Source organism: Eubacterium sp. SB2 (assembly GCF_001244405.1).
Classification (GTDB): domain Bacteria; phylum Bacillota; class Clostridia; order Lachnospirales; family Lachnospiraceae; genus Faecalicatena; species Faecalicatena contortus_B.
On record NZ_LN865153.1, the window covers coordinates 1,955,574 to 1,982,170 of the forward strand.

Genomic DNA, 26,597 nt, shown 5'->3' on the forward strand with positions numbered 1-26,597 from the left:
CTCACCATTTAATCACGATACGGATGGAAGGCCATCGTCCTGACGACATCGCGAACGCTCCAAAGAGCGCTAGTTACTCCCTTCTATTAGTGATTATCATAATACAGCAAGCCCGGGTATGTCAAGGGAAAATTCCAATTCGCATTTGAATTCACATTTGAATTTACATTTGAATTCACATTCCCAGATGTTCTACGATTTCCTTTGCGCGGGGCGTGTTTGCAACTCCGCCCTTACCGGTCTCCCGCAAAGAAACATGCATAGACTCTCCCACTTCCCTCATAGCGTCAATCACCTGATCCGGCGGTATCCTGCTTGTAATGCCGGCCAGCGCCATGTCTGCCGAAGAAAGTGCATTGACAGCTCCGATCACATTCCGCTTGACACAGGGAACCTCCACGAGTCCTGCTACCGGATCACAAACCAGCCCCAGCAGGTTTTTCAGGGCCATCCCTGCCGCATGCATAATCTGGCTGTTATCCCCGCCTTTCAGGTAAACGAGGGCGCCGGCCGCCATAGAAGAAGCCGTCCCCACCTCTGCCTGGCATCCCCCAGCAGCACCGGCGATAAAGGCGCGGGATGCGATAACCTGTCCAATTCCCGCCGTCACATACAGGCTGTGCACAATCTTCTCTCTGTCCGCCTTTCCAGCCCGGTACAAAGGCACAAGCACGGCCGGTATCACGCCGCAGGCCCCTGCCGTAGGAGCCGCTACAATGCGCTTCATACAGGCATTGGATTCTCCCATCTGCAGTGCCTGCACGATCACTCTGGACACAAAGTCCCCGCACAGAGTATCGCCCTCTTTCCGGTATTTTTCCATCTGTCCGCCCATCATGCCGACCAGCCCGCTGCTGGAAACCAGTTTTTCATCATAGGAGTCGCTGGAACGCAGCATGGCGTCCCACATCGCCTCCATCGTCTGGAAAGATTCTTCTTCGCTGACGGTCCGCTCATTCATATCATCCAGGAGCACAGCCCGCCAGAAAGGAATCTCCCTCTCGCAGCAGACCTGCCTGATTTCTTCCAAAGACTGATAAGCCATCTATGCATCCTCCCTGTCAATATATGTCACTTTCATAATACCATCCTGTTGTTCAAACCATCTGATAGAAGCCTCGGGCACGCACTGGTCGATCTCAATTACCATCACGGCGTCACCGCCCTTCTTCCCGCGGTAAAGCTGAAGCGTGGCGATATTAATCGAATCCTCCGCCAGCATGGATGCAACAGCCGCCACATGCCCCGGCCTGTCATGATTCTGTACAATCAGGGTCGGACATTCTCCTGTACAGTTTACCATAATTCCGTCCAATTTATTCAGCATAATCCGTCCGCCGCCCAGAGATGAGGCCTGTACCTCTACCGTGTGTCCCTCTTCCCCCCACACTTTCAGCAGCGCTGTATTCGGGTGCGCCTCCCGTATCTGTACATTCTGTATCCGGAATTCCAGCCCTTCCTGCTCCGCCACCCTGAAACTATCCGGGATCCGCATATCATCCGGTTTCATCCCCAAAAGCCCTGCAACAACAGCCCGATCCGTTCCATGTCCCTTTCCTGTCGCCGCAAAGGACCCGTGAAGCCCGATCTCCGCTTTTACCGGTCTGCTTCCTAACAGCCTGCGGGTGATATAGCCAATTCGTACCGCACCCGCGGTATGGGAACTGGAAGGACCCACCATAACAGGGCCCAAAATATCAAAAATATTCATACCAAATCCTCCAACTCCAGCCAAAACTATTCGCTAATCATTATAACAGATTCCACCATAAATATCCATAAAATCGGGATTTAGTCGGCTAGCTTTAGCCTAGTCGACGGATGGGGACGCTTAATGACAGGGAGGCCGGACCAGGGCAGCGGATGTGGATTGGCTATGCGTGTCTTTTCATCTTAAAGATGTGTATGAACTGTTAGCCGTATCCCCTTGCTTATGTACACCTACTGGGGACATAAAAGTCCCGACAATTCAATGCCATACGCTGCCCCCGCTTGAGGCCCCTCCTTAGAAACGAGCTTTTTCCTACCGGTTGGATGCGCCAGCTCCATGAAGGGATAGCCGAAAACCTCCCGGAGAACATCCATGTCCTTTCAAAAACGCTCAAAGCGAACCTTAGAAATTCTTGGTGGGAAACAGCCCTGAAAATGGAGAGATTTTTGGATTCCGAATCCAAAAATCAGCTGACCCAGCGCGAGAAATCATCGGATTTCTCGTGATGTGTCAGTGGTGCTCCATTTTCAGAGCTGTTTCCCGCCTAGAATTTCTTAGGTCCGCGGCCGCGTTTTTGAAAGGACATGGATGTTCTCCGGGAGGTTTTCGGCTATCCCTTCATGGAGCGTCCCCATCCGCGCCGAAACTAAAGCTCGTCGCTAAATCCCGATTATATGATGCCCTGCGCCGTCATTGCGTCTACTACTTTTTCAAATCCCGCAATGTTTGCACCTACCACATAGTTTCCTTTTACATCATATCTTTCAGCAGCATCTGCCATATTATGACAGATGTCCACCATAATTCTCTGAAGCTGCGTGTCTACTTCCTCGAATGTCCAGCTAAGACGCTCGCTGTTCTGGGACATCTCCAGGGCTGAAGTTGCAACACCGCCTGCATTTGCAGCCTTTCCAGGTGCAAATAATACACCGTTTTTCTGCAGATATTCTGTCGCTTCCAGAGTTGTCGGCATGTTAGCGCCCTCGGCTACTGCAATACATCCGTTTGCAACAAGTGCCTTTGCATCATCCAGCAAGAGTTCGTTCTGGGTTGCACATGGCAGCGCGATATCAACTTTTACTGACCAAACCCCTCTTCCTTCGTGGTACTCGGAATTTGGACGGTAGTTCTTGTATTCTGTCAGTCTTGCACGCCTAACTTCCTTGATTTCCTTCAGCGTGTCTACGTCAATCCCATCCGGATCGTATACCCATCCGTTGGAGTCACTGACTGTCACTACTTTAGCCCCCAGTTGATGAGCTTTCTGTGTTGCGTAAATAGCAACATTTCCTGAACCTGATACTGCTACTGTCTTACCAGCAATATCAATTCCATTCAGCTTAAGCATCTCTTCTGTCAGATAGAGCAGACCGTATCCGGTAGCCTCTGTGCGGGCCAGAGATCCGCCGTAGCTTAAGCCTTTTCCTGTAAGTACACCTTCTGATAATCCGCGGATACGCTTGTACTGTCCATACATATATCCAATCTCTCTTGCACCGGTGCCGATATCACCTGCAGGTACATCTGTATCTGCTCCAATATATTTACATAATTCCGTCATAAAGCTCTGGCAAAAAGCCATAACTTCTCTGTCTGATTTTCCTTTCGGATCAAAGTCAGAACCGCCTTTTCCCCCGCCGATCGGAAGCCCCGTCAGGGAATTCTTGAAGATCTGTTCAAATCCCAGAAATTTGATAATGCCAAGGTTTACTGAAGGATGCAGACGAAGACCGCCCTTATATGGCCCAATCGCACTATTGAACTGAACCCTGTACCCTGTGTTAACCTGAACCTGACCGCTGTCATCTACCCATGGTACACGGAACTTCAGCTGTCTCTCAGGCTCTACAAGCCTCTCCAGAAGAGCATCTCTGCGGAACTTCTCCTCATTTGCCTCAACAACGGCTCTCAGGGACTCCAGCACTTCCTTTACCGCCTGGTGGAACTCCGGTTCTGCAGGGTTCTTTTTCACAACTAATTCAATTACCTCATCAACGTATGACATCCTTTTCTACCTCCTGAAATAATATAAAAATGGCGGGGTGACAACCTGCCCCGCATCATGACAACTTTGTCTACTCGTTTATTTTAAAAGCTGCCTGCAACTTTGTCAATCATAAATTTCATAATTTTTACAACTTTAAAACTGTATAGTATTAAACCCGACAAAGTATACAGCAAAATGCTTTTATAACATTTTAAATATCATCCGTGTTTACTGCAATATTAGCTTTAGTTTAAACGATGACAGCTATGCGGACAGTCTCATCCCCTGTTTTATGTGATAATGACATTTTTGCAGGAAATCTGTTTGTATTATTCATTTCTTATATTTTCCCATTCCTTGTAAAAGATATCGCCAAAATATTTCATTCTTTCCTGATGAACATAGCTGATATCTCCTGTTAAAGTGCAAAAAAACGCCATAGACCTTTGTCTATGACGCCTTTGTCATTTCACTCATTTAGTATATACCAGTTTTTTCCTAACGTCAAGTAAAAATTCTAACCGTATACCCTGGTATCAGTACTGCGCGCGCCCGCAGGGGGAACAGTAACGGCCTCAGCAGCCATCTAACGTCCGATCAAGTTCCGAAAGCTGTTCTTAATCTTACTGAACGAGACCGGCAGGTTCTCCCGCTTCTCTTTATAAAAAGAAGAGGTAAAATCAATAATATAAACCAAGATCAGCAATGTACCTGCAATTCTTCCAATATGGAAAGGTATCGCATTTACAATCCGCTCAACAAACCCGTGCAGAACCCCAAACAAGATCAAAGTGTACAGTCCCCACGCCAGCGTGCTTTCCAGACAGAGAATTCCTTTATAATTAAACGGCTTGTCCGTATAATCCCACCAGACCTCACCGAATATCCGCTCCATAATCCTGGCTGTCACCCATTCGATTGTTGTAGCCAGTATGGCTCCCAGAAAGAAAAGCAGCACTCTGTTGTGACTGTAAGGACTCAGTACAAAATATACTGTCAGAGCCCCCACTCCATAGATCGGGCAGAACGGTCCTTTTGAAAATCCCCGGTTTGTCCACTTTTTATTACAAATGGACATGTAAATAGATTCCACTATCCACCCAAGAATACTGTACGTAAGGAACCACAGTACCACATGATATAAATCTCTTCCAAATATCACCTTATCCCACATATTCTCATCTCCATCTTATGTTAATGTCCCATCAGTTTCCTTTGGTAATCATATCACAGCTTCACAGACATTACTACGAACTTTGGAAAGTCTTAAACAAATCTTAAATAAATAAAGAAAATACAAAGCTAACCCGTATTCCGGCCGTCCTTGCCATTCGCATCCTCCGCTGTCCTCAAAACACAAAAATAGAGTGTTTTTCAACACTCTATTTATCTGCACATATTAATTATATTTACGTTTTCTAGCAGCTTCAGATTTTTTCTTACGTCTTACGCTTGGCTTTTCGTAATGTTCTCTTTTACGAATCTCCTGCTGAATGCCAGCCTTTGCACAGTTTCTTTTGAATCTGCGTAAAGCGCTATCTAACGTCTCGTTTTCTTTAACGATTACATTTGACATAGTCTCACACCTAACCTCCCCTCCAGCCTTGTATTGTGCATCATACGACTGTTCGGGTATATTTATTGCACTACAAAAGATTATATCATATTTTCACTAAACGTCAACTGTTTCCGGCAAAAAAACTAAGAAAGTTGTCCTTCCAGTGCTTCAACAGCCTTTGCAAGCGCATCTTTGATGCCTGCCGGGTTCTTTCCGCCTGCCTGCGCCATGTTCGGACGGCCGCCGCCTCCTCCTCCTACGAGGCCGGCAATCGCTTTGATAAGGTTCCCGGCATGTGCGCCCTGTTTCATCGCACCTTCTGTAGCGGTTACCATAAGACTGACTTTCCCCTCATTTCCTGAGGCAAGGACGACTACGCCCTCTCCCAGTTTTTCCTTCATCTGGTCTCCAAGGTCGCGGAGTCCATTCATATCAACGCCGTCCACCTCTGCCGCCAGAAGCTTTACGCCTTTCACTTCCTGCACCTGATCCATCACATCGCCCATGGCATCCTGTGCAAGTCTGCTCTTCAGGCTTTCCACCTCTGAGTGAAGAGTTTTGTTCTCGGACATCACATGTGTGATCTTCTCCGCCAGGTTATCCGGCGATGCCTTTAACAGCTTCGCCGCCTCATTCATCTTCTTCTCCAGAGTATCATAATAGTCTAAAAGTCCCTGCGATGTCAGTGCCTCAATGCGGCGCACGCCTGCAGCCACGCCTGTCTCGGAAATAATCTTAAACGCCATAATTTCGCTCGTGTTCTTTACGTGGGTACCGCCGCAGAACTCAATCGAGAATCCGCCTATATTAGCCACCCTTACGATGTCCCCATACTTTTCACCGAACAAGGCCTGCGCACCGGTCTTTCTGGCCTCTTCGATCGGCATATTCTGAATATCCACAGGCAGAGCCTCGGCAATATGCTCATTAACAATTTCCTCTACCTGTTTGAGTTCGTCCTGGCTCAGCGCAGAAAAATGTGTGAAGTCAAAACGGAGCCTGTCTTCATTCACACTGGAGCCTGCCTGTTCTACATGAGTGCCCAGCACTGTCCTGAGCGCCTTCTGGAGCAGATGGGTCGCGCTGTGGTTTCTTGCGGATAAAGAACGCTTTCTGGCATCTACGGCCAGCTCTGCCTTATCCCCTGTCTTGACCATACCTTTGACAACCTGTCCCACATGGCCGATTTTACCACCCAGGAGCTTGATTGTGTCTTCTACCTTAAATTCCCCTTCCGGAGTGCGTATAACGCCCGTATCGGCCTCCTGTCCGCCGCTGGTGGCATAGAAAGGCGTCTCTTTTACAAATACAGTTCCCCTCTCGCCGTCTGACAGGGCTTCTGCTACCTCCGTCTCCGTCGTCAGCACCGTAATCTCTGATTCATATACTAAATTATTATATCCCAAAAATGTGCTTGTAATACCCGGATCAATGGATTCGTATACGGTCACATCCGCCCCCATATAGTTCGTAACGCCGCGGGCGGCGCGAGCTGTCTTTCTCTGGACTTCCATCGCAGCATGGAATCCCTCTTCATCCACATCCAGTCCCTTTTCTTCCAAAATCTCTTTTGTCAAATCGATCGGAAAACCATATGTGTCATACAGTTTAAACGCTTCCTCTCCGGAAAGCGTCTTTTCAGCGCGCTTCTCCATCCCGTCAATCATATCGGATAAAATAACAAGTCCCTGATCAATCGTCTTGTTAAACTGCTCTTCTTCCTTTGCAATCACTTTCAGGATAAAATCTTTTTTCTCTTCCAGCTCCGGATAACCGTCCTTAGAGCCTTCGATTACAGTCTCGGCCAGCGCCGGAAGGAAATTGCCTTCGATATTCAGCAGTCTTCCATGGCGGCAGGCTCTTCTGAGCAGACGTCGCAGCACATACCCTCTTCCTTCGTTGGAAGGCATAATACCATCGGATATCATAAATGTTACGGAACGTACGTGATCCGTTATAACGCGGATAGAAATATCCGTACCTTCTTCTTTCCCATAAACAACATCCGCCATCCTGCATACATGGCTGCGCAGTTCCTTGATCGTATCCACGTCAAATATGGAATCCACATTCTGAACAACCGAAGCAAGTCTCTCCAGACCCATGCCTGTATCGATGTTCTTCTGCTCGAGCTCTGTATAATTTCCCTTGCCGTCATTTTCAAACTGGGTAAATACGTTGTTCCATATCTCCATATAGCGGTCGCACTCACACCCAACCGTACAGTCCGGGCGGCTGCAGCCGTACTCTTCTCCCCTGTCATAGTAGATCTCCGAACAAGGACCGCAGGGACCTGAACCATGCTCCCAGAAATTATCTTCCTTACCGAACTTGAAAATACGTTCCGCCGGAATCCCCATCTTTTTATTCCAAATCTCAAATGCTTCATCATCGTCCAAATATACAGACGGGTACAGTTTGTCGGGATCCAGCCCTACCACCTCTGTCAGAAACTCCCATGACCATTTGATTGCGTCATCTTTAAAATAGTCACCAAAAGAAAAGTTGCCCAGCATCTCAAAAAATGTGCCGTGACGCGCTGTCTTACCGACATTTTCAATATCTCCTGTCCTGATACACTTCTGACAGGTTGTCACCCTTTTGCTCGGCGGGTTCTCCTGTCCTGTAAAATATGGCTTCATCGGCGCCATTCCCGAATTGATGAGAAGAAGACTCTTATCATTGTGCGGTACTAATGAAAAGCTCTTCATTGCAAGGTGCCCTTTGCTCTCAAAAAACTCCAAAAACATCTTTCTTAATTGGTTCACTCCATATGGTTGCATAACCCTATTCCTCCCGGTTTCTTTATCTGCGGCAGTCATGATGATTCTGCCCTTATACGCTCCGGATATCCGGAACGATGAGTATATGGTCAACAGAAACAGAGTGGATGCGGATCCACTCTGTATTTCTAACCTATCATACCATAGCTGGTACGGTTTTTCAAATATTATTTTAGCTCGATTTCTGCCAGTTCTTTCGGCGGAATATTGTTGGAAGAATTCTTTACATAGTTGGCAAGAGCTTTCTTTGCTTTTGAGACCGGTATATTCGTTCCGGCGCCTGCTATGCAGCCTCCCGGACAGCCCATTCCCTCGATCAGACAACCGTTCATACGTCCGGCTTTTGCCAGCGTCAGTATCTTTTTGCATTCGGCAAGCCCCTCTGCATGCTCAATGTTCACTTCCACATCCGGATAATACTCATTGATGCAGTTCTCGATGGCCTCTGCCACGCCGCCGGCACAGGCATAGCCGCGGCCCGCTCCCGTCGCGTCGTGGAATGAAGACTCTGCTTCGTACTTCTTCAGGTCAATGTTTTTCGCGTCAAACATTGCCTGCACCTCTTCGTAAGTCACAACAAAGTCCACATCACTGCGCACGGTTCTTCTCGACGCTTCCAGCTTCTTAGCCGCACACGGCCCGATGAATACCACTCGCGCGTTCGGATGCTCCTGCTTAATGGTTCTGGCTGTCGCCACCATAGGGGTCAGCTCCTGCGAGATCTGGTCGATCAGGTCAGGGAAGAATTTCTTTGCCATTACTGCCCAGGACGGACAACAGGATGTCAACAGGAACGGAAGTTCCCCTGATACCACTTTATCCACATAATGATGCGCCTCAGCTATGGCTCCAATGTCTGCTCCCAGCGCCACTTCATAGACTTCTGAGAATCCCAGCTCCTGCAGGGCGGCCTTAATGTTTCTCGGCGTAATATTATCCCCAAACTGACCGACGAATGCAGGGGCAATCTCGGCCACAATCTCTCCGCCCTCCTGCAGCGCGTTCGTCAGCTGAAAGATCTGGGACTTGTCTGAAATGGCGCCAAAGGGACAGCTTACCATACACATACCGCAGGACACACATTTCTCTGTATCAATATAAGCTCTTCCATATTTGTCGGAAACAATCGCATTAACGCCGCAGGCATTTTTACAAGGCCTTTCCTTCTTCGCGATCGCATCATACGGACAGACCGATTTGCATTTACCGCACTTGATACATTTTTCCTGGTCTATAAAGGACTTGCCGTCCACGAAAGAAATGGCTCCCTTCGGGCATACTTCCTGGCAAGGATGGGCAAGGCATCCTTTACAGATATTACTCACTTCATATTTGTTCTCCTCGCAGCTCTCGCAGGCCGATGGTATCACCTGCATCAGCGGAGGCTCATAATACTTTTCTGAAATGTTGCTGGCTTCCACTCCGGAAGTCAGGTGCACCGGCTTATTCTCCGGCCGCAGCGACAGACCCATAGCCAGCCTCAAACGCTCTCTCACGATCGCGCGTGAACGGTAGGTACTCTCGCGGTATTTTTCCGTATCGTCATTTACAATCTCATAGGGTATCGCTTCCATATCCGCCAACAGCGTGTCCGCGTTAGCCTTAAATCCCAGTTTTGCAACTTCCGTAAACACTCTTCTCCGTATTGCACGGACCGGTGTCTGCAGTCCTCTCATCATAGGTTCTCTTCCTCCTGAATTTTCTCCAAAAAGGCAGCTGTCTGCCATTCTCTTTCATTTGCATTATCACTATACCCTTTTGTTAAAATTTAGTCAATATGGTTTCTTGTATAAAAAAAGGTACATTCCTCACTGATTATTAAGCAGCTTCTGCGCATAATAAACAGACTGCATCGCATCCTTCCCATAGAAATCCGCTCCGATCATATCCGCATACTCCTGATTCAGGACAGCCCCGCCGACCATGACCCTGCATCCGGGCGCTTTCTGCTTCAATTGCTTGATTGTCTCCTCCATGCTCACAACGGTAGTCGTCATAAGTGCACTTAGCCCTGCCAGATGCACGTCCTCCTTCAGCACCGTCTCCACAATCCGTTCCGGCGCCACGTCCTTTCCCAGGTCAATCACATCAAAACTGTAGTTTTCAAGAAGAACCTTCACTATATTCTTTCCGATATCATGAATATCCCCTTTCACGGTCGCAAGCACCACCTTCTCCTTCTTCTCCTGATCCTGTCCGGCTGCCGCGAGCGATTCTTTTAGAATTGTAAAAGCCGCTTTTGCCGCCTCAGCGCTCATCAGCAGCTGGGGCAAAAATACAGTTCCCTTCTCAAAGCCTTTCCCCACATTGTCCAGCGCAGGAATCAGATACGTATTGATGATATCCAGCGGTTTCTGCTCCTTTACAAGCAGGCCGGTAATATGATGCGCCTCTTCTTTCAGCCCCTTTTCGATGGCCTGATCCAGGGACATCTCCCCGGAAACAGAAGGAGACGCCGGGGCGCCGGTATCCTGTCCGGCATATTTCGCAATGTAATCTTCACAGTTACTGTCCAGGTTCATAAGCGCATGAAAAGCATAATAGGACTTCATCATTTCCTCGGAGGAGGGATTGATGATCCCCGCACTCAAACCATTGTGCATGGCCATTGTATAGAAATTAGCATTGATAACCGGGCGGTTCGGCAGGCCAAAAGAGATATTGGATACTCCCAGCACCGTGTTGACTCCAAGTCCGTCACGCACTTTTTTCAATGCTTCCAGCGTCACCCTGGCCCCTTCGGGATCCGAACTGATTGTCATAGCCAGAACGTCAATGACAATGTCTTTTTTCTGAATTCCGTATTTTGCAGCTTCCGCAATGATGCGGCGGGCTATCTCCACTCTTTTATCCGCGGTATCCGGAATGCCGCTTTCATCCAGCGTAAGACCGATGACTACACCCCCATACTTCTGGATCAGTGGAAATACAGCGTCCATGGATTCCTGTTTGCCGCTGACGGAATTCACCATGGCTTTTCCGTTGTAGATCCGCAGTCCGGCTTCCATGGCCTTTGTGTCCACGGTGTCAATCTGCAGCGGCAGGTTAGTCACGCTCTGCAGGTTAGACAGAACATCACGCATCATAGACACCTCATCGATGTCCGGCAGCCCCACATTGACATCCAGTATATGCGCGCCTTTATCCTGCTGCGCGATGCCTTCCCTAAGAATATAATCTATGTCATGTTCCTTTAGTGCCTGCCGGAACTTCTTTTTCCCCGTCGGGTTGATCCGCTCTCCGATAATCTTCGATCCTGAACCCAGGCAGACCGATCTGCCATAAGAAGATACGATCGTGATCTCCTTCTGCGTAACCGGCCGGAGTTCCATTCCCCGGCACAGATTTGCCATCGCCCTGATGTGTTCCGGCGTCGTGCCGCAGCATCCGCCCACCACGGACGCGCCGCGGTCCACAATCATCTGCATGACAGACGCAAAATCACGGGGAAGCACATCATAGACCGTCTCTCCTTGTACTTGTTTTGGAAGCCCTGCATTCGGCTTCACAATCACGGGAAGGGACGTATACTCCAGGATCTGATCCAGAATCGGAAGCATCTGTTTTGGCCCAAGCCCGCAGTTAATTCCCACGGCATCCACCCTCAGGCCCTCCAGAAGCGCCACCACCGCCGGTACATCCGCCCCTGTTAGGAGTTTGCCCCGCTCGTCAAAAATGGTGGTCACAAATACCGGAAGGTCTGTATTCTCCTTCGCGGCAAGCACGGCAGCTTTCAGCTCATATGTATCACTCATTGTCTCAATATGAATCAGATCCGCTCCGGCCTCGGTTCCGTATCTTACAACCTCCCCGAATGCCTCGTACGCTTCCTCAAACTCCAGATCCCCCATGGGCTTTAACAGCTTTCCTGTAGGTCCGATATCCAGTGCTGCATAAACGTTCCGCCCCTGCACCGCCGCCTGCGCAGACGCTTCTTTCACGTGCCTTACCGCGGCAGATACGATCTCCTGCAGCGAACAGCTGTCGTCATGAAACTTCAATGCATTCGCCCCAAATGTATTCGTCAGTATAATATCGCTCCCTGCCTGGATATAATTCCGGTGTATCTCCGTAATCTGTTCCGGATGTGTGATATTCCATGTCTCTGGAAGCTCCCCGGGCTTTAAGCCGCCCGCCTGCAGTAATGTGCCCATTCCGCCGTCAAAAAACAGCAGTTCTTTTCCTAATCTGTCTAAAATCATATTTTATCCCTTCTGTATATACAGTCTTCTTTTTCGCAGGCCTCACAGCCTTTGATATGGCATTTTTCTTCTGTTGTGCCTGCTCCTATCACCGCTGTCACAGACTTTGACGGAGTCATCATACAGCTGTCAGTCATTGTCAGGCCTATCGTCTTTGCACAGTCCAGCATCTGCATCAAAGGCGCCTGGCAGCTTATGTCAAAATCACCGTATCCGGGACTAAACCTTGGCCGCAGATATAGTCCTTCCGCAGAGACCTGCGCAGCGATATCCGCCTGGCACGCATCACAGTATTCTTCCAGCAGAGCAGCCGCGCAGGCCTGCATAACCACCGCCTTCGCCATATCCGTTAAGGAAAGGCGGGCAAGCATCCGGTCTACCGCTGTTCCCAGCGTTGCGCCAAATAATATGATCTTACGGCACCCTTTCAGGTTCCGCCCAAGACTTCTGCTCTGTATTTCTACTCTGCCTATCGTAAACCTGTCATCCGCCGTCTGCTGCAAATCAAAGATGCGGTAGATGGATCTTCTGCCTGCTATGTCCTCGAGATTCCTGAATGAATCTTCCACCATTGCCAGCGTCTTATCATCTACCGCATGTTTTCCATATCCCAGATAACGGATGGCTTCTTTTGTCATATGATCCATCTGTTATTACTCCTAGCATTTAATAATTTCCGATAAATTACTCATGATTGCCTCTGCCACCTCCGGTTTATTCATGGAATAAATGTGGATATTCCTTACGCCGTTGGCAAGCAGGTCGATAATCTGGTCCGTCGCATATGCAATCCCAGCCTGCTCCATTGCGTCCGGACAGTCTCCAAATCTGTCCAGTATGGCCTGGAATCTCCGCGGAAACACGGTTCCCGACAGTTCGCAGCTGCGTTTCATCTGTTTTGCGCTTGTAATGGGCATGATCCCCGGCAGAACTGGTACTGTTATGCCAGCTTCCCGAATCCGGTACAGAAAGTTGTAATGGATGTCATTTTCAAAAAACATCTGCGTGGTCAAAAAATCCACACCGCTGTCTACCTTCTGTTTCAGATACTTTATATCATCTGCTTTATGTTCGTTCTCTACATGTCCTTCCGGATAACAGGCAGCGCCGATGCAGAAGTCTCCATGCTTCCTGATCTCTTCCACCAGCTCATAGGCATAGTGAAAACGATCCTCCGACGGGAACTGCATATCAGCCGGAATGTCTCCCCGAAGAGCCAGAATATTCTCGATTCCAAGTTCCTTCAGGCTGCCTATTACGCTCCTCACCTCGTCTTTCGTTGAGGACGCGCAGGTCAGATGTGCCAGGCTTTCGATTCCCAGATCTTCTTTGATATGCTCCGCAATCTTTGCGGTGTTTTTACTGGTTCCCCCGCCCGCTCCGTATGTAACGCTTATAAAGTCAGGGTTCAGGGCAGCTATCCTGTCGGTTGCTTCCTGTACCTTTTCATATCCCGCGTCTGTCTTGGGCGGAAACACCTCGAACGATATATGTATCCGGTTCTCATTCAGTCTGTCTTTTATTTTCATATTGTACTTCTTCTCCCATATACGAATGCCTGCGGCCGCCCTTCATAAAAGGGCAGCCCATACGCTTTATTCGTAACAGTTCAGGCAAGCCTGAACTGTTACGCATCCAGCCCATTGAGATTCGCCTGCGGCGAAGACCTGGATGCCTGCAACCACCATGTTTTCGTACGGTCTGCGCAGTAAATGCGCAGACCTGTCTGGACGGTTATCTTTATTCGCCAATCAGGCTTTTGTATAATTCATCGTATTGCCTTGCAGAGTTCTTCCATGAAAAATCTTTGTTCATGGCGCGCTCTACAATTTTATTCCAGTCACGTTTCTTATCGTAATAGATCCGTTCTGCATAACGGATGGTATTCAGCATCTCATGTGCATTATAATTCGTAAAGCTGAATCCCGTTCCGGTTTTTTCAAATTCATTGTACGGTTCTACTGTGTCCTTCAGTCCTCCTGTCTCCCTAACGATAGGAATCGTTCCGTATCTGAGGCTCATCAGCTGGCTCAATCCGCACGGCTCAAATAATGACGGCATCAGAAACGCATCGCAGGATGCATAAATCCTATGAGATAAGTCCTCGGAATAAAAGATATTCGCTGATACTTTTCCCGAGTATTTCCATGCAAAATGACGGAACATGTTCTCATATTTGGCATCTCCGGTGCCGAGTACAACAATCTGCACCGCATCCTGACACAATTCATCCATAATGTAATCTACAAGGTCAAATCCTTTTTGATCGGTAAGTCTGGATACCATGCCGATCATCATGGTCCTGGAATCTTTATCCAGTCCCAGTTCTTCCTGGAGGGCCAGCTTGTTTGCCACTTTATTCTTACGGAATGTATCAACCGTAAACTTCTTGGCAATCCGGGAATCCAGAAATGGACAGTATTCCTCATAATCAAGTCCGTTTACAATTCCGCACAGTGCATTTTCTCTCGCCCTCATCAGGCCGTCAAGGGCCTCTCCGTAAAATGGTGTTTTAATCTCTTCTGCATAAGTCTGGCTTACAGTTGTTACCTTGTCAGCATATACGATCCCGCCCTTCAGAAGGTTCGCATCTTTGTATGCTTCCATCTTGTCAGGAACAAAATAGTACTCCGGCAGCCCTGTGATACTGCGTACGGTCTTCGTATCCCATACGCCCTGAAACTTCAGGTTATGTATCGTCATGATTGTTTTGATTCCCCTGTAATACTCGCCGAGATAACGGAAATTATCCAGATATACCGGTATGAGGCCGGTCTGCCAGTCATGGCAGTGAATCAGGTCAGGGCGGAACCCAATCACAGGAAGTATACTTAAAACGGCTTTAGAAAAAAAAGCATACTTCTCGATGTTCCACTTCGGATCGCCGTCATATGGAGCATAACCGCCGAAATAATGTTCGTTGTCGATAAAATAAAATGTAATATTGTCATGGACACATTTTAAAATTCCGACATATTGGTCAGTTCCTGCTATATCCATGTAGAAATGATCAACATATTCCAGCATATCTTTCCATTTTTGCAGCATACAAGTGTATTTTGGCAGCACCACCTTCACATCATACTTTTTTCTATCAAAATATTTGGGCAATGAGCCTACAACATCTGCCAATCCGCCAGTTTTAATAAATGGAACGCATTCTGAAGATGCAAATAAAATGTTTTTCATAAACAAACCCTCCACTTTCCTTGAGTCCTCTTACAAGCCTTATATACTGACTATTATAACTCATTTTCTGAACAAAGGAAAGAATTATCTGTGCTTATATTCTAATTGGATGGTATCTGCAATCAGTGCTATAAACTCAGAATTTGTCGGCTTTCCTTTGCCGGTGCTCACGGTATAGCCGAATAATTCGTCCAGAGTGTCCAATTTACCGCGGTTCCATGCAACTTCAATTGCATGGCGTATTGCCCGTTCTACTCTGCTTGATGTCGTCTGGTACTTTTTGGCAACCGTTGGGTATAATACCTTCGTGATTGCGTTCAGGACATCCATATCTTCCACTGCCATCATAATGGCATCCCTCAGATAATGGTATCCTTTGATATGAGCCGGTATCCCAATCTCATGCAGCATGTTAGTGACACGATTTTCCAGGTCCTCTTCTCTAATCGAGGTATTTCCAGATAATTCTTCATTTTTCTTCTCGTGATTTCGGAACACTTTTCTTACAGTTTTTATACGATTCAACAACATTTCATTATTAAATGGTTTCATGATGTAGTAATTTGCGCCTTTGTTGAAAGCGTCTTCTGTAATTTTCTCCTGTCCTACCGCTGTTACGACAATGAAATCAGGGCGTTTTGTCATGGTCTTGTCTTGATTTATGCGTTCCATGACGGTTAAACCGTCCATTTTCGGCATAATTAGATCAAGAAGAACCACGTCTGGCTGTTGATTCTTGATGATTTGACACATCTCCTCACCATTTTTAGCCTTTCCCACCACATTCAGTTCTTTGTCCATGTTGATAATTTCTTCGAGCAGATCTAAAATTCTCTCATTATCATCAGCGATGGCCACGTTTAAATGTTCCATAATCCCTCTCTCCTCTAAAGGACCCGGACTGAGAAACGCCACTCGATTATTATATCTTTGAATCACACCATAATCAAGGATAATTTGTTGCTCTAATTCGACAAAGTCTGATCTCCAACATTCTCCAGCATATTTTCGATGAAAATGCCGTAACCTTTTGTGGAATCCTGTACGAAAACATGGGTTACCGCGCCTATCAGTTTCCCATTCTGCAGGATGGGGCTTCCGCTCATGCCCTGTATGATTCCCCCAGTCTTTTCAAGGAGTCCGGGGTCGGTCACCTGTATGACAAGCCCCTTGTTCACTTCGTGTCCGGAATAGTCGATATCTGTCACCTTTATGTTATATTCTTTGACTTCATTGTCGACAAAGCAACGTATCGTCGCGTCGCCGATTTCTATCTCTTCTTTGGCTGCAATCTGCACAGGAATCTGTTCTGTAAATAAGTCGTCTATCTTATCTATCGTACCATAAATCCCTGCGTCAGTATTCTTTTTTATACTTCCCAGCTTATTGTATCCGTTATAAACTATGATGCCCTCCATGCTGCCAGGAATTCCATTCTCGCCCTTTTTAATCGAGTGGATACTGGTTTTGTAAAGTGTTCCATCCGCAATGGACAAAAGTACATTTGTATCGGAATCATGAATTCCATGTCCCAGCGCGCCGAATTCGCTGCTTCCTGTCAGAAAGGTAATGGTCCCAAGTCCCTGCACATTGTCCCTCACCCAGATGCCCAATTTATATTCATCGGGTTCGCATTCCACTGGTTTTATTTTCACATCTATGGTCTCTTCCTCTCTTCGAAGGCTGAGGACCACCTCGTCTTCATTCAGATGGGCGAGGGCTTCCATTAATTCCTTTTTATTCTCAACTGTTTTTCCGTTGATTCCAGTTATATAATCCCCGCATTTAACCAGATGGCTGGCCGGCTCGTATTCCACCCCGTCTATTCCTTTTATGTGTTCCGTATCCAGTACCATAACGCCATCTGTCTCCATATAGATTCCCACCGGCATTCCACCGACAAGAACCGTGTCTTCGCTGATTGTCTCTGTACTTACTTCCGTCTGCTCTACTGCATCTGCGGCTATCCAGCCAAAATAGCCTGAACAGGCAGACAAAAGCACGGCGGACAAAAGTACAAGAACTCTGTTCTGCCAGCGTTTCTCCATGCAACCACACCCTTTCATTTTTAATTAGGAATTCATGAAATAGAAACCGCAAAAATTTCTCTTATTTCACAAAAAATACGATCCTATTAAACAAAAAACAGATACCAACTTGGTATCCGTTTTTAGTATGTGACTGCATGTTCTTTTTCACACTGGTATTATATTTCACGCTTTGCCATTTCTTTCATCTCTGCCGCGCTTTCCATTATTTTGCCGGTTACTTTCGCCCCGCCCAGAAGCCGTGCCAGCTCTTTAACCGATTCCTGCTCATCCAGACATCGTATTTCCGTTTTGGTACTGTTAGAGGTTGTATCTTTTTGAATCAGATAATGTGCATCAGCCATCGCCGCGATCTGGGGAAGGTGTGTGATACAGATTACCTGTCTGCTCCGCCCGATAACATGCATTTTTTCTGCCACTTTTCCTGCCGTGATTCCGCTGATTCCCGTATCTATCTCATCAAAAATTAAAGTCGGCGTATCTTCCTTATCTGCTAAAACTGCTTTTACCGCAAGCATAATTCTCGATAATTCACCGCCGGATGCTACATTGGCAAGCGGTTTTACAGGTTCCCCAGGATTTGTGGAGAGATAAAATTCCCCCTCATCCATGCCATTGGCAGTAAAAGTTTCCGTCTTTCCCAATCTCAGTTCAAACTTAACGTCCAGAAAATTCAGGTCAGCAAGACCCTGTTTTATCTCCGCCGCGAATGCCCGGGAAGCCTCAGCTCTGGCTTTGCTTAAAGCATCTGAGTGCTTCTTTAGCTTTTTTTCGCTCCGGCTGTAATTTTCTTCCAGATCAGCAATATAACTTTCGTAATCTTTTAGTTCACTTAGTCTCTCTCTTTTTGTCCTGCAGTATTCCAGGACATCTTTGACAGTATTACCATATTTTGCTTTTAAATGATTGACAAGATTCAGCCTGCTCTCGGTTTCATAATACTCTTCCTCGGAAAATTCAAAGCTTTTCGCATATTCCGCCAATTCCCGGTTAAAATCATTCAGAAGACTGTCTATTTCCAGCAGCTGCCCATAAAGACCCGCTCCCTGCTCATCACATTCTTCCACATCCTGAAATGCGCGGATGGCCCGGCTCAGCAGATCGCTGGCATTGCCATGGGCTGATTCACTCGTATACTGATACGCCTCCGCTATGCTCTCCGTAAAACGGCGGCTCTCTGTCATACGCTGGTATAACGCCTCCAGTTCTTCATCTTCGTGGTCCTGCAGGCCGGCCTCTTCAATCTCTCCGATTTCAAATTCCGCAAGCGAGATCTCCTTTTTCCGGCTTTCTTCATCCATCTCCGACTCTTCCAGTGCTCTGCGGCAGCCTATATATTCTTTATATGCCGCAGATGTAGATTTCTTTAAGTCTTCCACCTTATCCCTGGCATAGACATCCAGAAGCGCCAGATGGTTTTTTTTGTGCAGCAGCGTCTGATGCTCGTGCTGCCCGTGGATGTCAATCAGCATACTTGCAACATCTTTGAGTACACTCATGCTGACCGTCTCCCCGTTAATTTTGCTGACACTGCGTCCCTCCATCAGTTTCCTGGACAGAATAAGCATGCCTTCTTCCGGGAAGATATCCAATGCCTCCAGCTGTCTTAGAAGCGCTTGGTCCTCTACGGTGAAGGTCATCTCCACCAGTCCGAACTGTGCGCCCTTGCGCAGCATATCTGCGCTGTACCGGCCCCCCAGGGCAAGGCCTACAGAGCCCAGAATAATTGATTTCCCGGCTCCCGTCTCACCAGTCAGGATATTGAGTCCCGGCTGGAATTCTACTTCTATTTCATCAATTAACGCTAAATTTTTCACATGCAGATTTTGCAACATATTTTTATCCTAATTCCCTTTAGACACAATCTTTCGAATCTTCTCCATTACAGCAACTGTCTCATCCACACTGCGGACCGCACACATAATCGTATCATCCCCTGCTATGCATCCCACAACTTCTTTCCACTTCATCGCATCCACGGCGGCTGCGACTGCCATAGCCATACCGGATACCGTTTTGATCACGAGGATATTCTGGGCCATATCCATGGATATATAACCGTCCCTTAAAACACGGATATACTTCTCGCTCATCCCGTCTTCCTCCGGCTTCAGAACCACATACTTCTGCCTGCCGCCGTCCACGGACACCTTGGTAAGCTTCAGATCCCTGATATCTCTGGATACCGTTGCCTGTGTCACTTTAAAACCCGCATCGTTCAGACGCTCGGCCAATTCCTCCTGGGTTTCGATATCATTCTGGCTGATTAATTCGATTATTTTTGCATGACGACTGACTTTCATATTACTAGTTTCCTTTCATTTTCTTGCGCATAGTCTTCATAAAGCTTTCCTTGCTGAGCTTAATCAGCTTTGTAGTCTCACCCGACTTTTCGATCGTAATTCTATCTCCTGTCACCAGCGGCACGGTACTGGCGCCGTCAAACGTAACGGCAGCATGCTCCGTCTTGCCGTAACGCCCCTCGCAAATCTCCACTTCAATGATATCTTCCGCGGACAGCACAATACTGCTTGTATTGAGAGCATGAGAACAGATCGGGGTTATGACAAACATGCTTGCCGTGGGCTCCACAATCGGTCCTCCGGCTGAAAGGTTGTACCCGGTTGTCCCGGTAGGAGTGGAGATGATTACCCCGTCAGCCTGATAGCTGTTGAGCAGTTCACCGTTTACCGAGATATTAAAATGAATCACCCTGAGCCCGCCTTCTCTTGTCACTACAATATCATTCATCGCCACGTCGTTCAGCCGGCCCTCCACACAGCCATGCATCATCATGCGTTCCTCTATCTCAGGTGTTTTATCAAACAGCCTGTCCAGAGCGCCCCTGAAGTCGTGCAGTTCCACCTCAGTCAGATAGCCCAGTGTACCCAGGTTGATTCCGAGCAGAGGGATATTATATCCCTCCAGCTCCCTGGCCGCGCGGATCAGCGTTCCGTCTCCGCCCAGCACAAGGGCACACTCCATCCCTTCCGGGACGGTTCCCGGTATAATATGCCCATCCGGGTCCTTCTGGGAGAGTATCCCGGTTTTACCATGCTGTTCGATATAATCCAGGATTTCATTAGTTATGCTGTAGTCAGCATCTTTTAGCTTATTCGTAATAACGTAAAATTTATCCATGGTGCTTCCTCTTATTTTGCCAGCGTCTCAAAAGCCCTCTCTACTACAGTCACCAGATCCACCGCAATTGCCGGGGCGTCCCCTTCACATTTACGCAGGTGGATCAGGTATTCAATATTGCCTTCCGGCCCTTTGATCGGGGAAAAGTCAATATTCAACACTTCAAATCCAATGGAATTCGCAAACTGCGCCACCTTTTCGATTACCTCATGGTGGGTGCTCTTTTCACGCACCACTCCCTTTTTTCCTACCTTTTCCCGGCCGGCCTCAAACTGCGGTTTGATCAGCGCCACGATCTCCCCCTCTGACCGCAGATAGCCGCGGATTGGTCCCAGTACTTTTGTCAGAGATATGAAAGATACGTCTATCGAAGAAAAATCAACAGGCTCCCCAATGTCTTCAGGGGTCACGTAGCGGATATTCGTCTTTTCCATGCAGACGACCCGTTCATCCTGACGGAGCTTCCAGTCCAGCTGGCCGCGTCCCACGTCTATGGCGAAGACTTTCACAGCGCCGTTCTGCAGCATACAGTCCGTAAATCCGCCCGTAGAGGATCCCACATCTGTACAGACTTTCCCCTCGACAGTGACATCAAAATTGGCAAGAGCCTTCTCCAGCTTCAGCCCGCCGCGGCTGACATAGGGCAGTGCATGTCCTTTTACCTCGATCCGCACATCCACCGGAAAAGACGAACCTGCCTTATCCTCTCTCTCCCCGTCTACAAAGACACTTCCAGCCATGATAATGGCTTTTGCCTTTTCTCTGGATTCCGCCAGATTCCGTTTTACCAGCAACACATCTAATCGTTCTTTCATTTTACTCATTCCTTATCGTCACATAGTCTGTAATTACCTGTTTTACGATTGTTTCACAGTCCAGCCCGACCTCATGGCGCAGTACATCCACGTTGCCGTGTTCCACATAATCATCCGATATCCCGATATTCAGCACATGCACCCCCAGGCGCGCACGTGACACATACTCCAGCACACGCTCTCCGTAGCCTCCGGAGAGGACGTTCTCCTCAATCGTAACGAACAGCTGGTGTTCTTTTGCCATCCGCTCCAGCATTTCCGTATCCAGCGGCTTTACAAAGCGTGCGTTTACCAGGCTGCAGCTGTATCCTATGTCTTTCAGGCTGAGGCGTACGGCCTCAGCAACCGCTGCCATGTGTCCTACAAACAGAACGGCAATATCCTCTTCCTCAAAGAGAACTTCACTTTTACCATAGGTAATAGGAGCACGGAATTCCTTCAGCCCCTCATAAGCCGATCCTCTTGGATACCGCAAGGCTATGGGATACCCAAAGCCCACTGCATATCTGACCATATCTGCCATCTCCCAGCGGTTTTTTGGCGACATGATCGTCATATTCGGGATCGTAGCAAGAAAAGACAAATCGAAAAGCCCCTGATGCGTCTCTCCGTCACTGCCGACAAGGCCTCCCCTGTCCACCGCCAGCACAACCGGCAGCTTCTGCAGGCAGATGTCGTGGATCGCCTGGTCGTAAGCCCTCTGCAGGAAGGAAGAATAAAGCGCCACTACCGGCTTCATTCCCCCCGCCGCAAGACCTGCTGCAAACGTCAGCGCGTGCTCTTCCGCAATTCCCACGTCAAAGAACCGGTCCGGATAGTACTTCTGAAAACGGTTCAGCCCGGTTCCGTCTGCCATGGCCGCCGTGATCGCCGCCACCTTACTGTCATGCCTGGCAACATCACAGATCACCTTGGAAAATACATCTGTGTAGCTGTCCTTGGCCGAAGCATCCCTGGCGGCCCCGGTCTCTATGTCAAAAGGCCCGGTTCCATGAAATCGCGCCGGATTCCGCTCTGCAGGCTCATATCCTTTTCCTTTTTTTGTCAGTACATGGACGAGCACCGCATGGTCTACACGCTTTGCCTCATTCAGCGCCTTATATAATTTTTTCACATCATGCCCGTCAACCGGTCCCAGATAAGTGATCCCCATGTCCTCAAAAAACATACCCGGTACAATGAGCTGTTTGATGCCGCTCTTAGTCTTTTTCATCTGGTTGACAATTTTCTCGCCCTGAACCGGAATCTTCAAAAGCGTATCTTCCACGCCCTTTTTCAACCCCACATAGGCTTCTGCTGTGCGCAGGCCATTCAGATACCTGGACATGCCGCCTACATTCTCCGAGATAGACATGTTGTTGTCATTTAATACAATAATAAAATTGCTTTTCAGCCTGGAGGCATTGTTGAGCGCCTCATATGCCATCCCGCCTGTCATTGCACCGTCCCCGATAATAGAGACGACATGGTGCTCTTCACCGAGAATATCTCTGGCCGCAACATAACCCAGCCCGGCGGAAATAGAAGTTGAGCTGTGCCCGGTATCAAATGCATCGCACTCACTTTCTTTGCGCTTCGGAAATCCGCTCATGCCGCCGTATTTACGCAGGTCATCGAATCCTGCCCTGCGCCCGGTCAGCAGCTTGTGCGTATATGCCTGGTGCCCCACGTCCCAGATCAGCTTGTCCTGAGGCAGGTCAAAGGCCAGATGCAGGGCCATTGTAAGCTCCACAACGCCCAGATTCGAGGCCAGATGACCGCCTGTCCTGCTGATCTTTTCAATCAGGAATTCACGGATCTCCTCCGCCAGCAGATCCAGGTCCTCAGGCTGTAACTCCTTTATATCATTTTCCTTTTGGATCTTTTCTAATATCATTAGGAATCCCTCTCTATCTGCTTCTGTTTATCAGAGACTCCAGCAGTTGTGCGAGATACTTGTCCGGAGCCCCCAGGCCTTCCATCTGCTGAAGCGCCTCGCGGGAAAGCTTGTCAACCAGTGCTTTTGCACCGTCGATGCCCTTCCATGTCACATAGGTCGTCTTTTCGTTTTTTTCATCGCTGTGGATCGGCTTGCCCAGCTCTTCTGCTGAACCCATCACATCCAGTATATCATCCTGTATCTGGAAAGCCAGCCCCACCTTAGCCGCAATCTCCTCCACTGCTTTCACCTGATTCGAGGCCGCACCGGCCAGTACTGCCCCTATGGTCATAGAAGCTTCGATCAGCGCACCTGTCTTCAGCTGATAGATAAAGTCCAGTTTTTCACCCGAAATCATCTTTCCCGTGGATGTCACATCTACCACCTGACCGCCGATCATCCCATATATCCCGGCCTTTCCCGCCAGGATCTGCAATGCCTTCCCAATCCGCAGGCTCTCCTGCGGTTCCACGTCAAAAGCCCTGGCCGCAGTCTCAAAGGCGCAGTTCAGCAGGGCATCCCCAACCAGGATTCCCATGTCTTCTCCATAAACCACATGCGTCGTCTTTCTGCCACGGCGGTAATCATCATTATCCATAGCAGGCAGGTCATCGTGTACCAGCGAATAGGTATGAATCATCTCAATAGCTGCCATAAACGGCTCAATGATTCTGCCCTTTCCTCCGAACAGGCAGTATGTCTCCTGCATCAGCATCGGACGGAGACGCTTGCCGCCGCCCATAAGGGCGTATTCCATCGCCTCCATAATGACTGCCTGATAGCCCGTCCGCTCGGGAAGGTATGCGATGAGTATCGCTTCAATTGCTTTTACCTTAGCCTGATAAGTTTCACTAAAATTCATGGGCATCTCCATCCTCATCCAGAATCTGTACTTTTTTCTCTACGGTATCTATCGTCTCATTACATTGCTTGAGCATGTTCATCCCCTTCTGGTAAAGCTGAAAAGACTCTTCCAGGGTAATCTCCTCTCCTTCCAGTCTGGCAACCACTTCGTCCAGGCCTTCAAAAAGCTCTTCCAGAGAAGGCTGTTTTTCTTCTTTTTTACTCTTCTTTTCTGCCATCTGGTTCCTCCTCGATTTCCCGGACTTCCGCCTGCACACTTCCGTCCGTCATATAAACTTTGATTTTGTCACCGGGCTTCACCTGGCGGACCGATTTGATATTGGCGCCCGTCGCGCCCGCCACATAGGAATATCCCTGATTCAGTTTGGCCAGCGGAGAGAGGCCTTTCATCTGCTCCACATAGATCGCAAACCGATGTCGTCTATTCTCCAGGCAGGCCTCCATCAAAAGACGGAGCCTTTGCTCCAGATCCGCGGCTCTCTGACGCTTTTCCAGCAGCTTCTGGCGGGGATGTGCAAGCTTCAGCTTCATGGCTGCCTGCCTGCTCTTTACGCGTTCCTGGGTTATTCTCTGCATCATGGATCTTCTGAGCCTTGCCTCATACTCCCTCATGGCGCCGGCCGTACCCAGGTACTCATAAACGGCAAGTTCCGCCGCTGCAGACGGCGTCGGTGCGCGCAGATCTGACACATAGTCTATAATTGTCGTATCCGTCTCGTGTCCCACCGCCGAAATCACCGGCACACGGCAGTTAAATACAGCCCGGGCCACCTCCTCTTCATTGAACGCCCACAGATCCTCTATAGACCCGCCCCCGCGTCCCACAATCATGACGTCAACGCCCTTCTTCTCCAGCATCTCTATGCCGCGGATAATACTAGCCGCCGCGCCTTCCCCCTGCACCTGGGCAGGATAAAGGATCAGCTGTACATAAGGATTCCGGCGGGATGCTATGTTGATAATATCCCGAACCGCCGCTCCTGTTGGAGCCGTCACAATCCCAACCGTCTTCACATAGGCCGGGATGGGCTGCTTATACTCCTGGGCAAACATGCCCATCTCCTGCAGCTCTCTCTTCAATGCTTCAAACTTTTCATAGAGAAGCCCCGCCCCGTCCAGAATAATCTCTTTTGCATAGAGCTGGTATTTGCCGTCTCTTTCATACACACTGACGGATCCCAGCACGATCACCTGCTGGCCTTCCCGCATACGAAAAGAAAGCCCTGACCGTGAGCCTGCGAACATAACACAGGCCATCGTGCCGGACTCATCTTTCAAAGAAAAATATATATGCCCTGAAGTATGATATTTACAATTGGAAACCTCACCCTTCACGTAGATTCTGTTCAGCATGAAGTCCTGGGTAAACATATTTTTGATATACGCATTTACCTGCTTTACCGTGTAGACATTACGCATGTCCAGCCTCCTGGTCTGTCAGTTTTGCAAGTACTCCGTTTACAAAAGAGGGGCCCTCTTCCCCGCTGAATCTCTTCGCCAGCTCGACGGCCTCGTTGATCGCAACGCCTTCGGGTACATCCGCGTCCCATTTCATCTCATAGACCGCAAGACGCAGGATCGTCAGATCTACCTTGCTCATTCTTGTAGTCTTCCACCCCGTGGTCTTCTCATTCAATTCTATATCAATCTCCGGTACTTTTTTTACAATTGCTTCAAACTTATCCTTTATGTATTTTTTATCTTCTTCTGCAGCACTCGGCAAATTTTCAAAGTATAGTGTCAGATGTTCCGGCATATCTTCCATTTCATTAAATTCTATCTGAAACAGCATCTTAAAGATATGCTCCCTAAGTTCTCTTCTTACCATGTTGGCTCCTTTCCATTGGCATTCCCAGACTCCATGTTTTCCCATAAAGAAAAGGATGCCTTGCGACATCCTTTATTATACTACACATCTGCTATTCTTTGCAACGAAAAGGTTATTCCTGGTTCTCCATATCCACGCCTGCAACCTTGATGTTCACGTCGGCCACTTCCAGGCCGGTCATGTTCTCAACCGCATTCTTGACCTTTTCCTGCACCTTAGTGGAAATCTCCATGATGCTGTAGTTATATTTCAGGTTCAGTGCCAGAGAAACCGTAACTACGCCTTCCAGCACGTCCACCTTTACACCCTTGGACAGATTCTTCATTCCCAGCTTGCTGACCAGCTCGTTGGTGATATTACCCGCCATAGACGCCACGCCTTCCACCTCTGTAGCCGCAAGCGCCGCGATAATAGCGACCACTTCATCTGCAATCTTGACTTCTCCCATGCTGGAATCGTTCTGTATTGTATAAGTATTTCTTTCGTCCTTTGCCATCGTAAAAACCTCCTGTTGGTTTAATCTCTTAAAACATTATAACAAATATCCCCCTGT

At 48.3% G+C, this 26,597-nt stretch carries 23 protein-coding genes; all 23 read right to left on the reverse strand.

The window, feature by feature from the left end; genetic code table 11:
* Positions 1-175: 175 nt before the first annotated feature.
* The 23 genes from sdaAA to BN1938_RS21250 all read right to left on the reverse strand — a co-directional run bounded on the left by sdaAA (position 176) and on the right by BN1938_RS21250 (position 26,540).
* Positions 176-1,045 carry an L-serine ammonia-lyase, iron-sulfur-dependent, subunit alpha gene (sdaAA, locus tag BN1938_RS21140; protein WP_050642389.1) on the reverse strand — a complete coding sequence of 290 codons (870 nt, stop codon included), beginning with the start codon at positions 1,043-1,045 and terminating at the stop codon, positions 176-178.
* Positions 1,046-1,711, reverse strand: a complete 666-nt coding sequence (sdaAB, locus tag BN1938_RS21145; protein ID WP_050642390.1) for an L-serine ammonia-lyase, iron-sulfur-dependent subunit beta — start codon at positions 1,709-1,711, stop codon at positions 1,046-1,048.
* Between the two features lie 670 nt (positions 1,712-2,381).
* Positions 2,382-3,716, reverse strand: coding sequence for an NADP-specific glutamate dehydrogenase (gdhA, locus tag BN1938_RS21150; protein ID WP_025657566.1), 1,335 nt, complete (start codon positions 3,714-3,716; stop codon positions 2,382-2,384).
* A 568-nt stretch (positions 3,717-4,284) separates the two neighbouring features.
* A complete protein-coding gene (locus BN1938_RS21155; RefSeq protein WP_050642391.1) occupies positions 4,285-4,872 on the reverse strand; it encodes a putative ABC transporter permease in 588 nt (195 codons plus the stop codon).
* A 225-nt stretch (positions 4,873-5,097) separates the two neighbouring features.
* Positions 5,098-5,274, reverse strand: coding sequence for a 30S ribosomal protein S21 (rpsU, locus tag BN1938_RS21160; RefSeq protein WP_004054229.1), 177 nt, complete (start codon positions 5,272-5,274; stop codon positions 5,098-5,100).
* Positions 5,275-5,399: 125 nt separating this feature from the next.
* Positions 5,400-8,039, reverse strand: a complete 2,640-nt coding sequence (gene alaS, locus BN1938_RS21165) for an alanine--tRNA ligase (RefSeq protein ID WP_050642392.1) — start codon at positions 8,037-8,039, stop codon at positions 5,400-5,402.
* Positions 8,040-8,206: 167 nt separating this feature from the next.
* On the reverse strand, positions 8,207-9,718 hold the full coding sequence (locus tag BN1938_RS21170) for a 4Fe-4S dicluster domain-containing protein (RefSeq protein ID WP_050642393.1): 1,512 nt from the start codon (positions 9,716-9,718) through the stop codon (positions 8,207-8,209).
* 129 nt (positions 9,719-9,847) lie between these two features.
* On the reverse strand, positions 9,848-12,241 hold the full coding sequence (locus BN1938_RS21175) for a homocysteine S-methyltransferase family protein (RefSeq protein WP_050642394.1): 2,394 nt from the start codon (positions 12,239-12,241) through the stop codon (positions 9,848-9,850).
* The gene (locus BN1938_RS21180) at positions 12,238-12,888 is read right to left on the reverse strand and encodes a vitamin B12 dependent-methionine synthase activation domain-containing protein (protein ID WP_050642395.1); all 651 of its coding nucleotides are present in this window, start codon (positions 12,886-12,888) and stop codon (positions 12,238-12,240) included. The genes BN1938_RS21175 and BN1938_RS21180 overlap by 4 nt, the downstream gene beginning before the upstream one ends.
* Positions 12,889-12,900: 12 nt before the next feature.
* Complete coding sequence (gene metF, locus BN1938_RS21185) at positions 12,901-13,770, reverse strand: methylenetetrahydrofolate reductase [NAD(P)H] (RefSeq protein ID WP_025657570.1); 870 nt, start codon at positions 13,768-13,770, stop codon at positions 12,901-12,903.
* 211 nt (positions 13,771-13,981) lie between these two features.
* Positions 13,982-15,430, reverse strand: coding sequence for a glycogen synthase GlgA (gene glgA / locus BN1938_RS21190; protein WP_050642396.1), 1,449 nt, complete (start codon positions 15,428-15,430; stop codon positions 13,982-13,984).
* 84 nt (positions 15,431-15,514) lie between these two features.
* On the reverse strand, positions 15,515-16,303 hold the full coding sequence (gene spo0A / locus BN1938_RS21195; RefSeq protein ID WP_025657571.1) for a sporulation transcription factor Spo0A: 789 nt from the start codon (positions 16,301-16,303) through the stop codon (positions 15,515-15,517).
* 92 nt (positions 16,304-16,395) lie between these two features.
* Complete coding sequence (gene spoIVB, locus BN1938_RS21200; protein ID WP_050642397.1) at positions 16,396-17,478, reverse strand: SpoIVB peptidase; 1,083 nt, start codon at positions 17,476-17,478, stop codon at positions 16,396-16,398.
* Positions 17,479-17,636: 158 nt separating this feature from the next.
* Positions 17,637-19,313: a DNA repair protein RecN gene (gene recN, locus BN1938_RS21205; RefSeq protein WP_050642398.1), complete on the reverse strand. Its 1,677-nt coding sequence runs from the start codon at positions 19,311-19,313 to the stop codon at positions 17,637-17,639.
* Positions 19,314-19,322: 9 nt separating this feature from the next.
* On the reverse strand, positions 19,323-19,781 hold the full coding sequence (argR, locus tag BN1938_RS21210; protein WP_050642399.1) for an arginine repressor: 459 nt from the start codon (positions 19,779-19,781) through the stop codon (positions 19,323-19,325).
* Between the two features lie 4 nt (positions 19,782-19,785).
* Positions 19,786-20,619, reverse strand: a complete 834-nt coding sequence (locus BN1938_RS21215; RefSeq protein WP_025657575.1) for an NAD(+)/NADH kinase — start codon at positions 20,617-20,619, stop codon at positions 19,786-19,788.
* Between the two features lie 11 nt (positions 20,620-20,630).
* Positions 20,631-21,434, reverse strand: a complete 804-nt coding sequence (locus tag BN1938_RS21220) for a TlyA family RNA methyltransferase (RefSeq protein WP_050642400.1) — start codon at positions 21,432-21,434, stop codon at positions 20,631-20,633.
* A gap of 1 nt (position 21,435) precedes the next feature.
* Positions 21,436-23,310: a 1-deoxy-D-xylulose-5-phosphate synthase gene (gene dxs / locus BN1938_RS21225; protein WP_050642401.1), complete on the reverse strand. Its 1,875-nt coding sequence runs from the start codon at positions 23,308-23,310 to the stop codon at positions 21,436-21,438.
* 13 nt (positions 23,311-23,323) lie between these two features.
* On the reverse strand, positions 23,324-24,214 hold the full coding sequence (locus BN1938_RS21230; RefSeq protein WP_050642402.1) for a polyprenyl synthetase family protein: 891 nt from the start codon (positions 24,212-24,214) through the stop codon (positions 23,324-23,326).
* The gene (gene xseB, locus BN1938_RS21235) at positions 24,204-24,434 is read right to left on the reverse strand and encodes an exodeoxyribonuclease VII small subunit (protein ID WP_050642403.1); all 231 of its coding nucleotides are present in this window, start codon (positions 24,432-24,434) and stop codon (positions 24,204-24,206) included. The genes BN1938_RS21230 and xseB overlap by 11 nt, the downstream gene beginning before the upstream one ends.
* Positions 24,415-25,635 carry an exodeoxyribonuclease VII large subunit gene (gene xseA / locus BN1938_RS21240; protein WP_050642404.1) on the reverse strand — a complete coding sequence of 407 codons (1,221 nt, stop codon included), beginning with the start codon at positions 25,633-25,635 and terminating at the stop codon, positions 24,415-24,417. Before xseA ends, xseB begins: the two co-directional genes overlap by 20 nt.
* Complete coding sequence (gene nusB / locus BN1938_RS21245; protein WP_050642405.1) at positions 25,628-26,044, reverse strand: transcription antitermination factor NusB; 417 nt, start codon at positions 26,042-26,044, stop codon at positions 25,628-25,630. Before nusB ends, xseA begins: the two co-directional genes overlap by 8 nt.
* 112 nt (positions 26,045-26,156) lie before the next feature.
* Positions 26,157-26,540 carry an Asp23/Gls24 family envelope stress response protein gene (locus tag BN1938_RS21250; protein ID WP_050642406.1) on the reverse strand — a complete coding sequence of 128 codons (384 nt, stop codon included), beginning with the start codon at positions 26,538-26,540 and terminating at the stop codon, positions 26,157-26,159.
* Between the last annotated feature and the right edge of the window lie 57 nt (positions 26,541-26,597).

Excerpts from the sequence above, each read along its gene's own strand:
- sdaAA (WP_050642389.1), bottom strand. The coding sequence starts at position 1,045 with ATGGCTTATCAGTCTTTGGAAGAAATCAGGCAGGTCTGCTGCGAGAGG.
- sdaAB (WP_050642390.1), bottom strand. The coding sequence starts at position 1,711 with ATGAATATTTTTGATATTTTGGGCCCTGTTATGGTGGGTCCTTCCAGT.
- gdhA (WP_025657566.1), bottom strand. The coding sequence starts at position 3,716 with ATGTCATACGTTGATGAGGTAATTGAATTAGTTGTGAAAAAGAACCCT.
- BN1938_RS21155 (WP_050642391.1), bottom strand. The coding sequence starts at position 4,872 with ATGTGGGATAAGGTGATATTTGGAAGAGATTTATATCATGTGGTACTG.
- rpsU (WP_004054229.1), bottom strand. The coding sequence starts at position 5,274 with ATGTCAAATGTAATCGTTAAAGAAAACGAGACGTTAGATAGCGCTTTA.
- alaS (WP_050642392.1), bottom strand. The coding sequence starts at position 8,039 with ATGCAACCATATGGAGTGAACCAATTAAGAAAGATGTTTTTGGAGTTT.
- BN1938_RS21170 (WP_050642393.1), bottom strand. The coding sequence starts at position 9,718 with ATGATGAGAGGACTGCAGACACCGGTCCGTGCAATACGGAGAAGAGTG.
- BN1938_RS21175 (WP_050642394.1), bottom strand. The coding sequence starts at position 12,241 with ATGATTTTAGACAGATTAGGAAAAGAACTGCTGTTTTTTGACGGCGGA.
- BN1938_RS21180 (WP_050642395.1), bottom strand. The coding sequence starts at position 12,888 with ATGGATCATATGACAAAAGAAGCCATCCGTTATCTGGGATATGGAAAA.
- metF (WP_025657570.1), bottom strand. The coding sequence starts at position 13,770 with ATGAAAATAAAAGACAGACTGAATGAGAACCGGATACATATATCGTTC.
- glgA (WP_050642396.1), bottom strand. The coding sequence starts at position 15,430 with ATGAAAAACATTTTATTTGCATCTTCAGAATGCGTTCCATTTATTAAA.
- spo0A (WP_025657571.1), bottom strand. The coding sequence starts at position 16,303 with ATGGAACATTTAAACGTGGCCATCGCTGATGATAATGAGAGAATTTTA.
- spoIVB (WP_050642397.1), bottom strand. The coding sequence starts at position 17,478 with ATGGAGAAACGCTGGCAGAACAGAGTTCTTGTACTTTTGTCCGCCGTG.
- recN (WP_050642398.1), bottom strand. The coding sequence starts at position 19,313 with ATGTTGCAAAATCTGCATGTGAAAAATTTAGCGTTAATTGATGAAATA.
- argR (WP_050642399.1), bottom strand. The coding sequence starts at position 19,781 with ATGAAAGTCAGTCGTCATGCAAAAATAATCGAATTAATCAGCCAGAAT.
- BN1938_RS21215 (WP_025657575.1), bottom strand. The coding sequence starts at position 20,619 with ATGGATAAATTTTACGTTATTACGAATAAGCTAAAAGATGCTGACTAC.
- BN1938_RS21220 (WP_050642400.1), bottom strand. The coding sequence starts at position 21,434 with ATGAAAGAACGATTAGATGTGTTGCTGGTAAAACGGAATCTGGCGGAA.
- dxs (WP_050642401.1), bottom strand. The coding sequence starts at position 23,310 with ATGATATTAGAAAAGATCCAAAAGGAAAATGATATAAAGGAGTTACAG.
- BN1938_RS21230 (WP_050642402.1), bottom strand. The coding sequence starts at position 24,214 with ATGAATTTTAGTGAAACTTATCAGGCTAAGGTAAAAGCAATTGAAGCG.
- xseB (WP_050642403.1), bottom strand. The coding sequence starts at position 24,434 with ATGGCAGAAAAGAAGAGTAAAAAAGAAGAAAAACAGCCTTCTCTGGAA.
- xseA (WP_050642404.1), bottom strand. The coding sequence starts at position 25,635 with ATGCGTAATGTCTACACGGTAAAGCAGGTAAATGCGTATATCAAAAAT.
- nusB (WP_050642405.1), bottom strand. The coding sequence starts at position 26,044 with ATGGTAAGAAGAGAACTTAGGGAGCATATCTTTAAGATGCTGTTTCAG.
- BN1938_RS21250 (WP_050642406.1), bottom strand. The coding sequence starts at position 26,540 with ATGGCAAAGGACGAAAGAAATACTTATACAATACAGAACGATTCCAGC.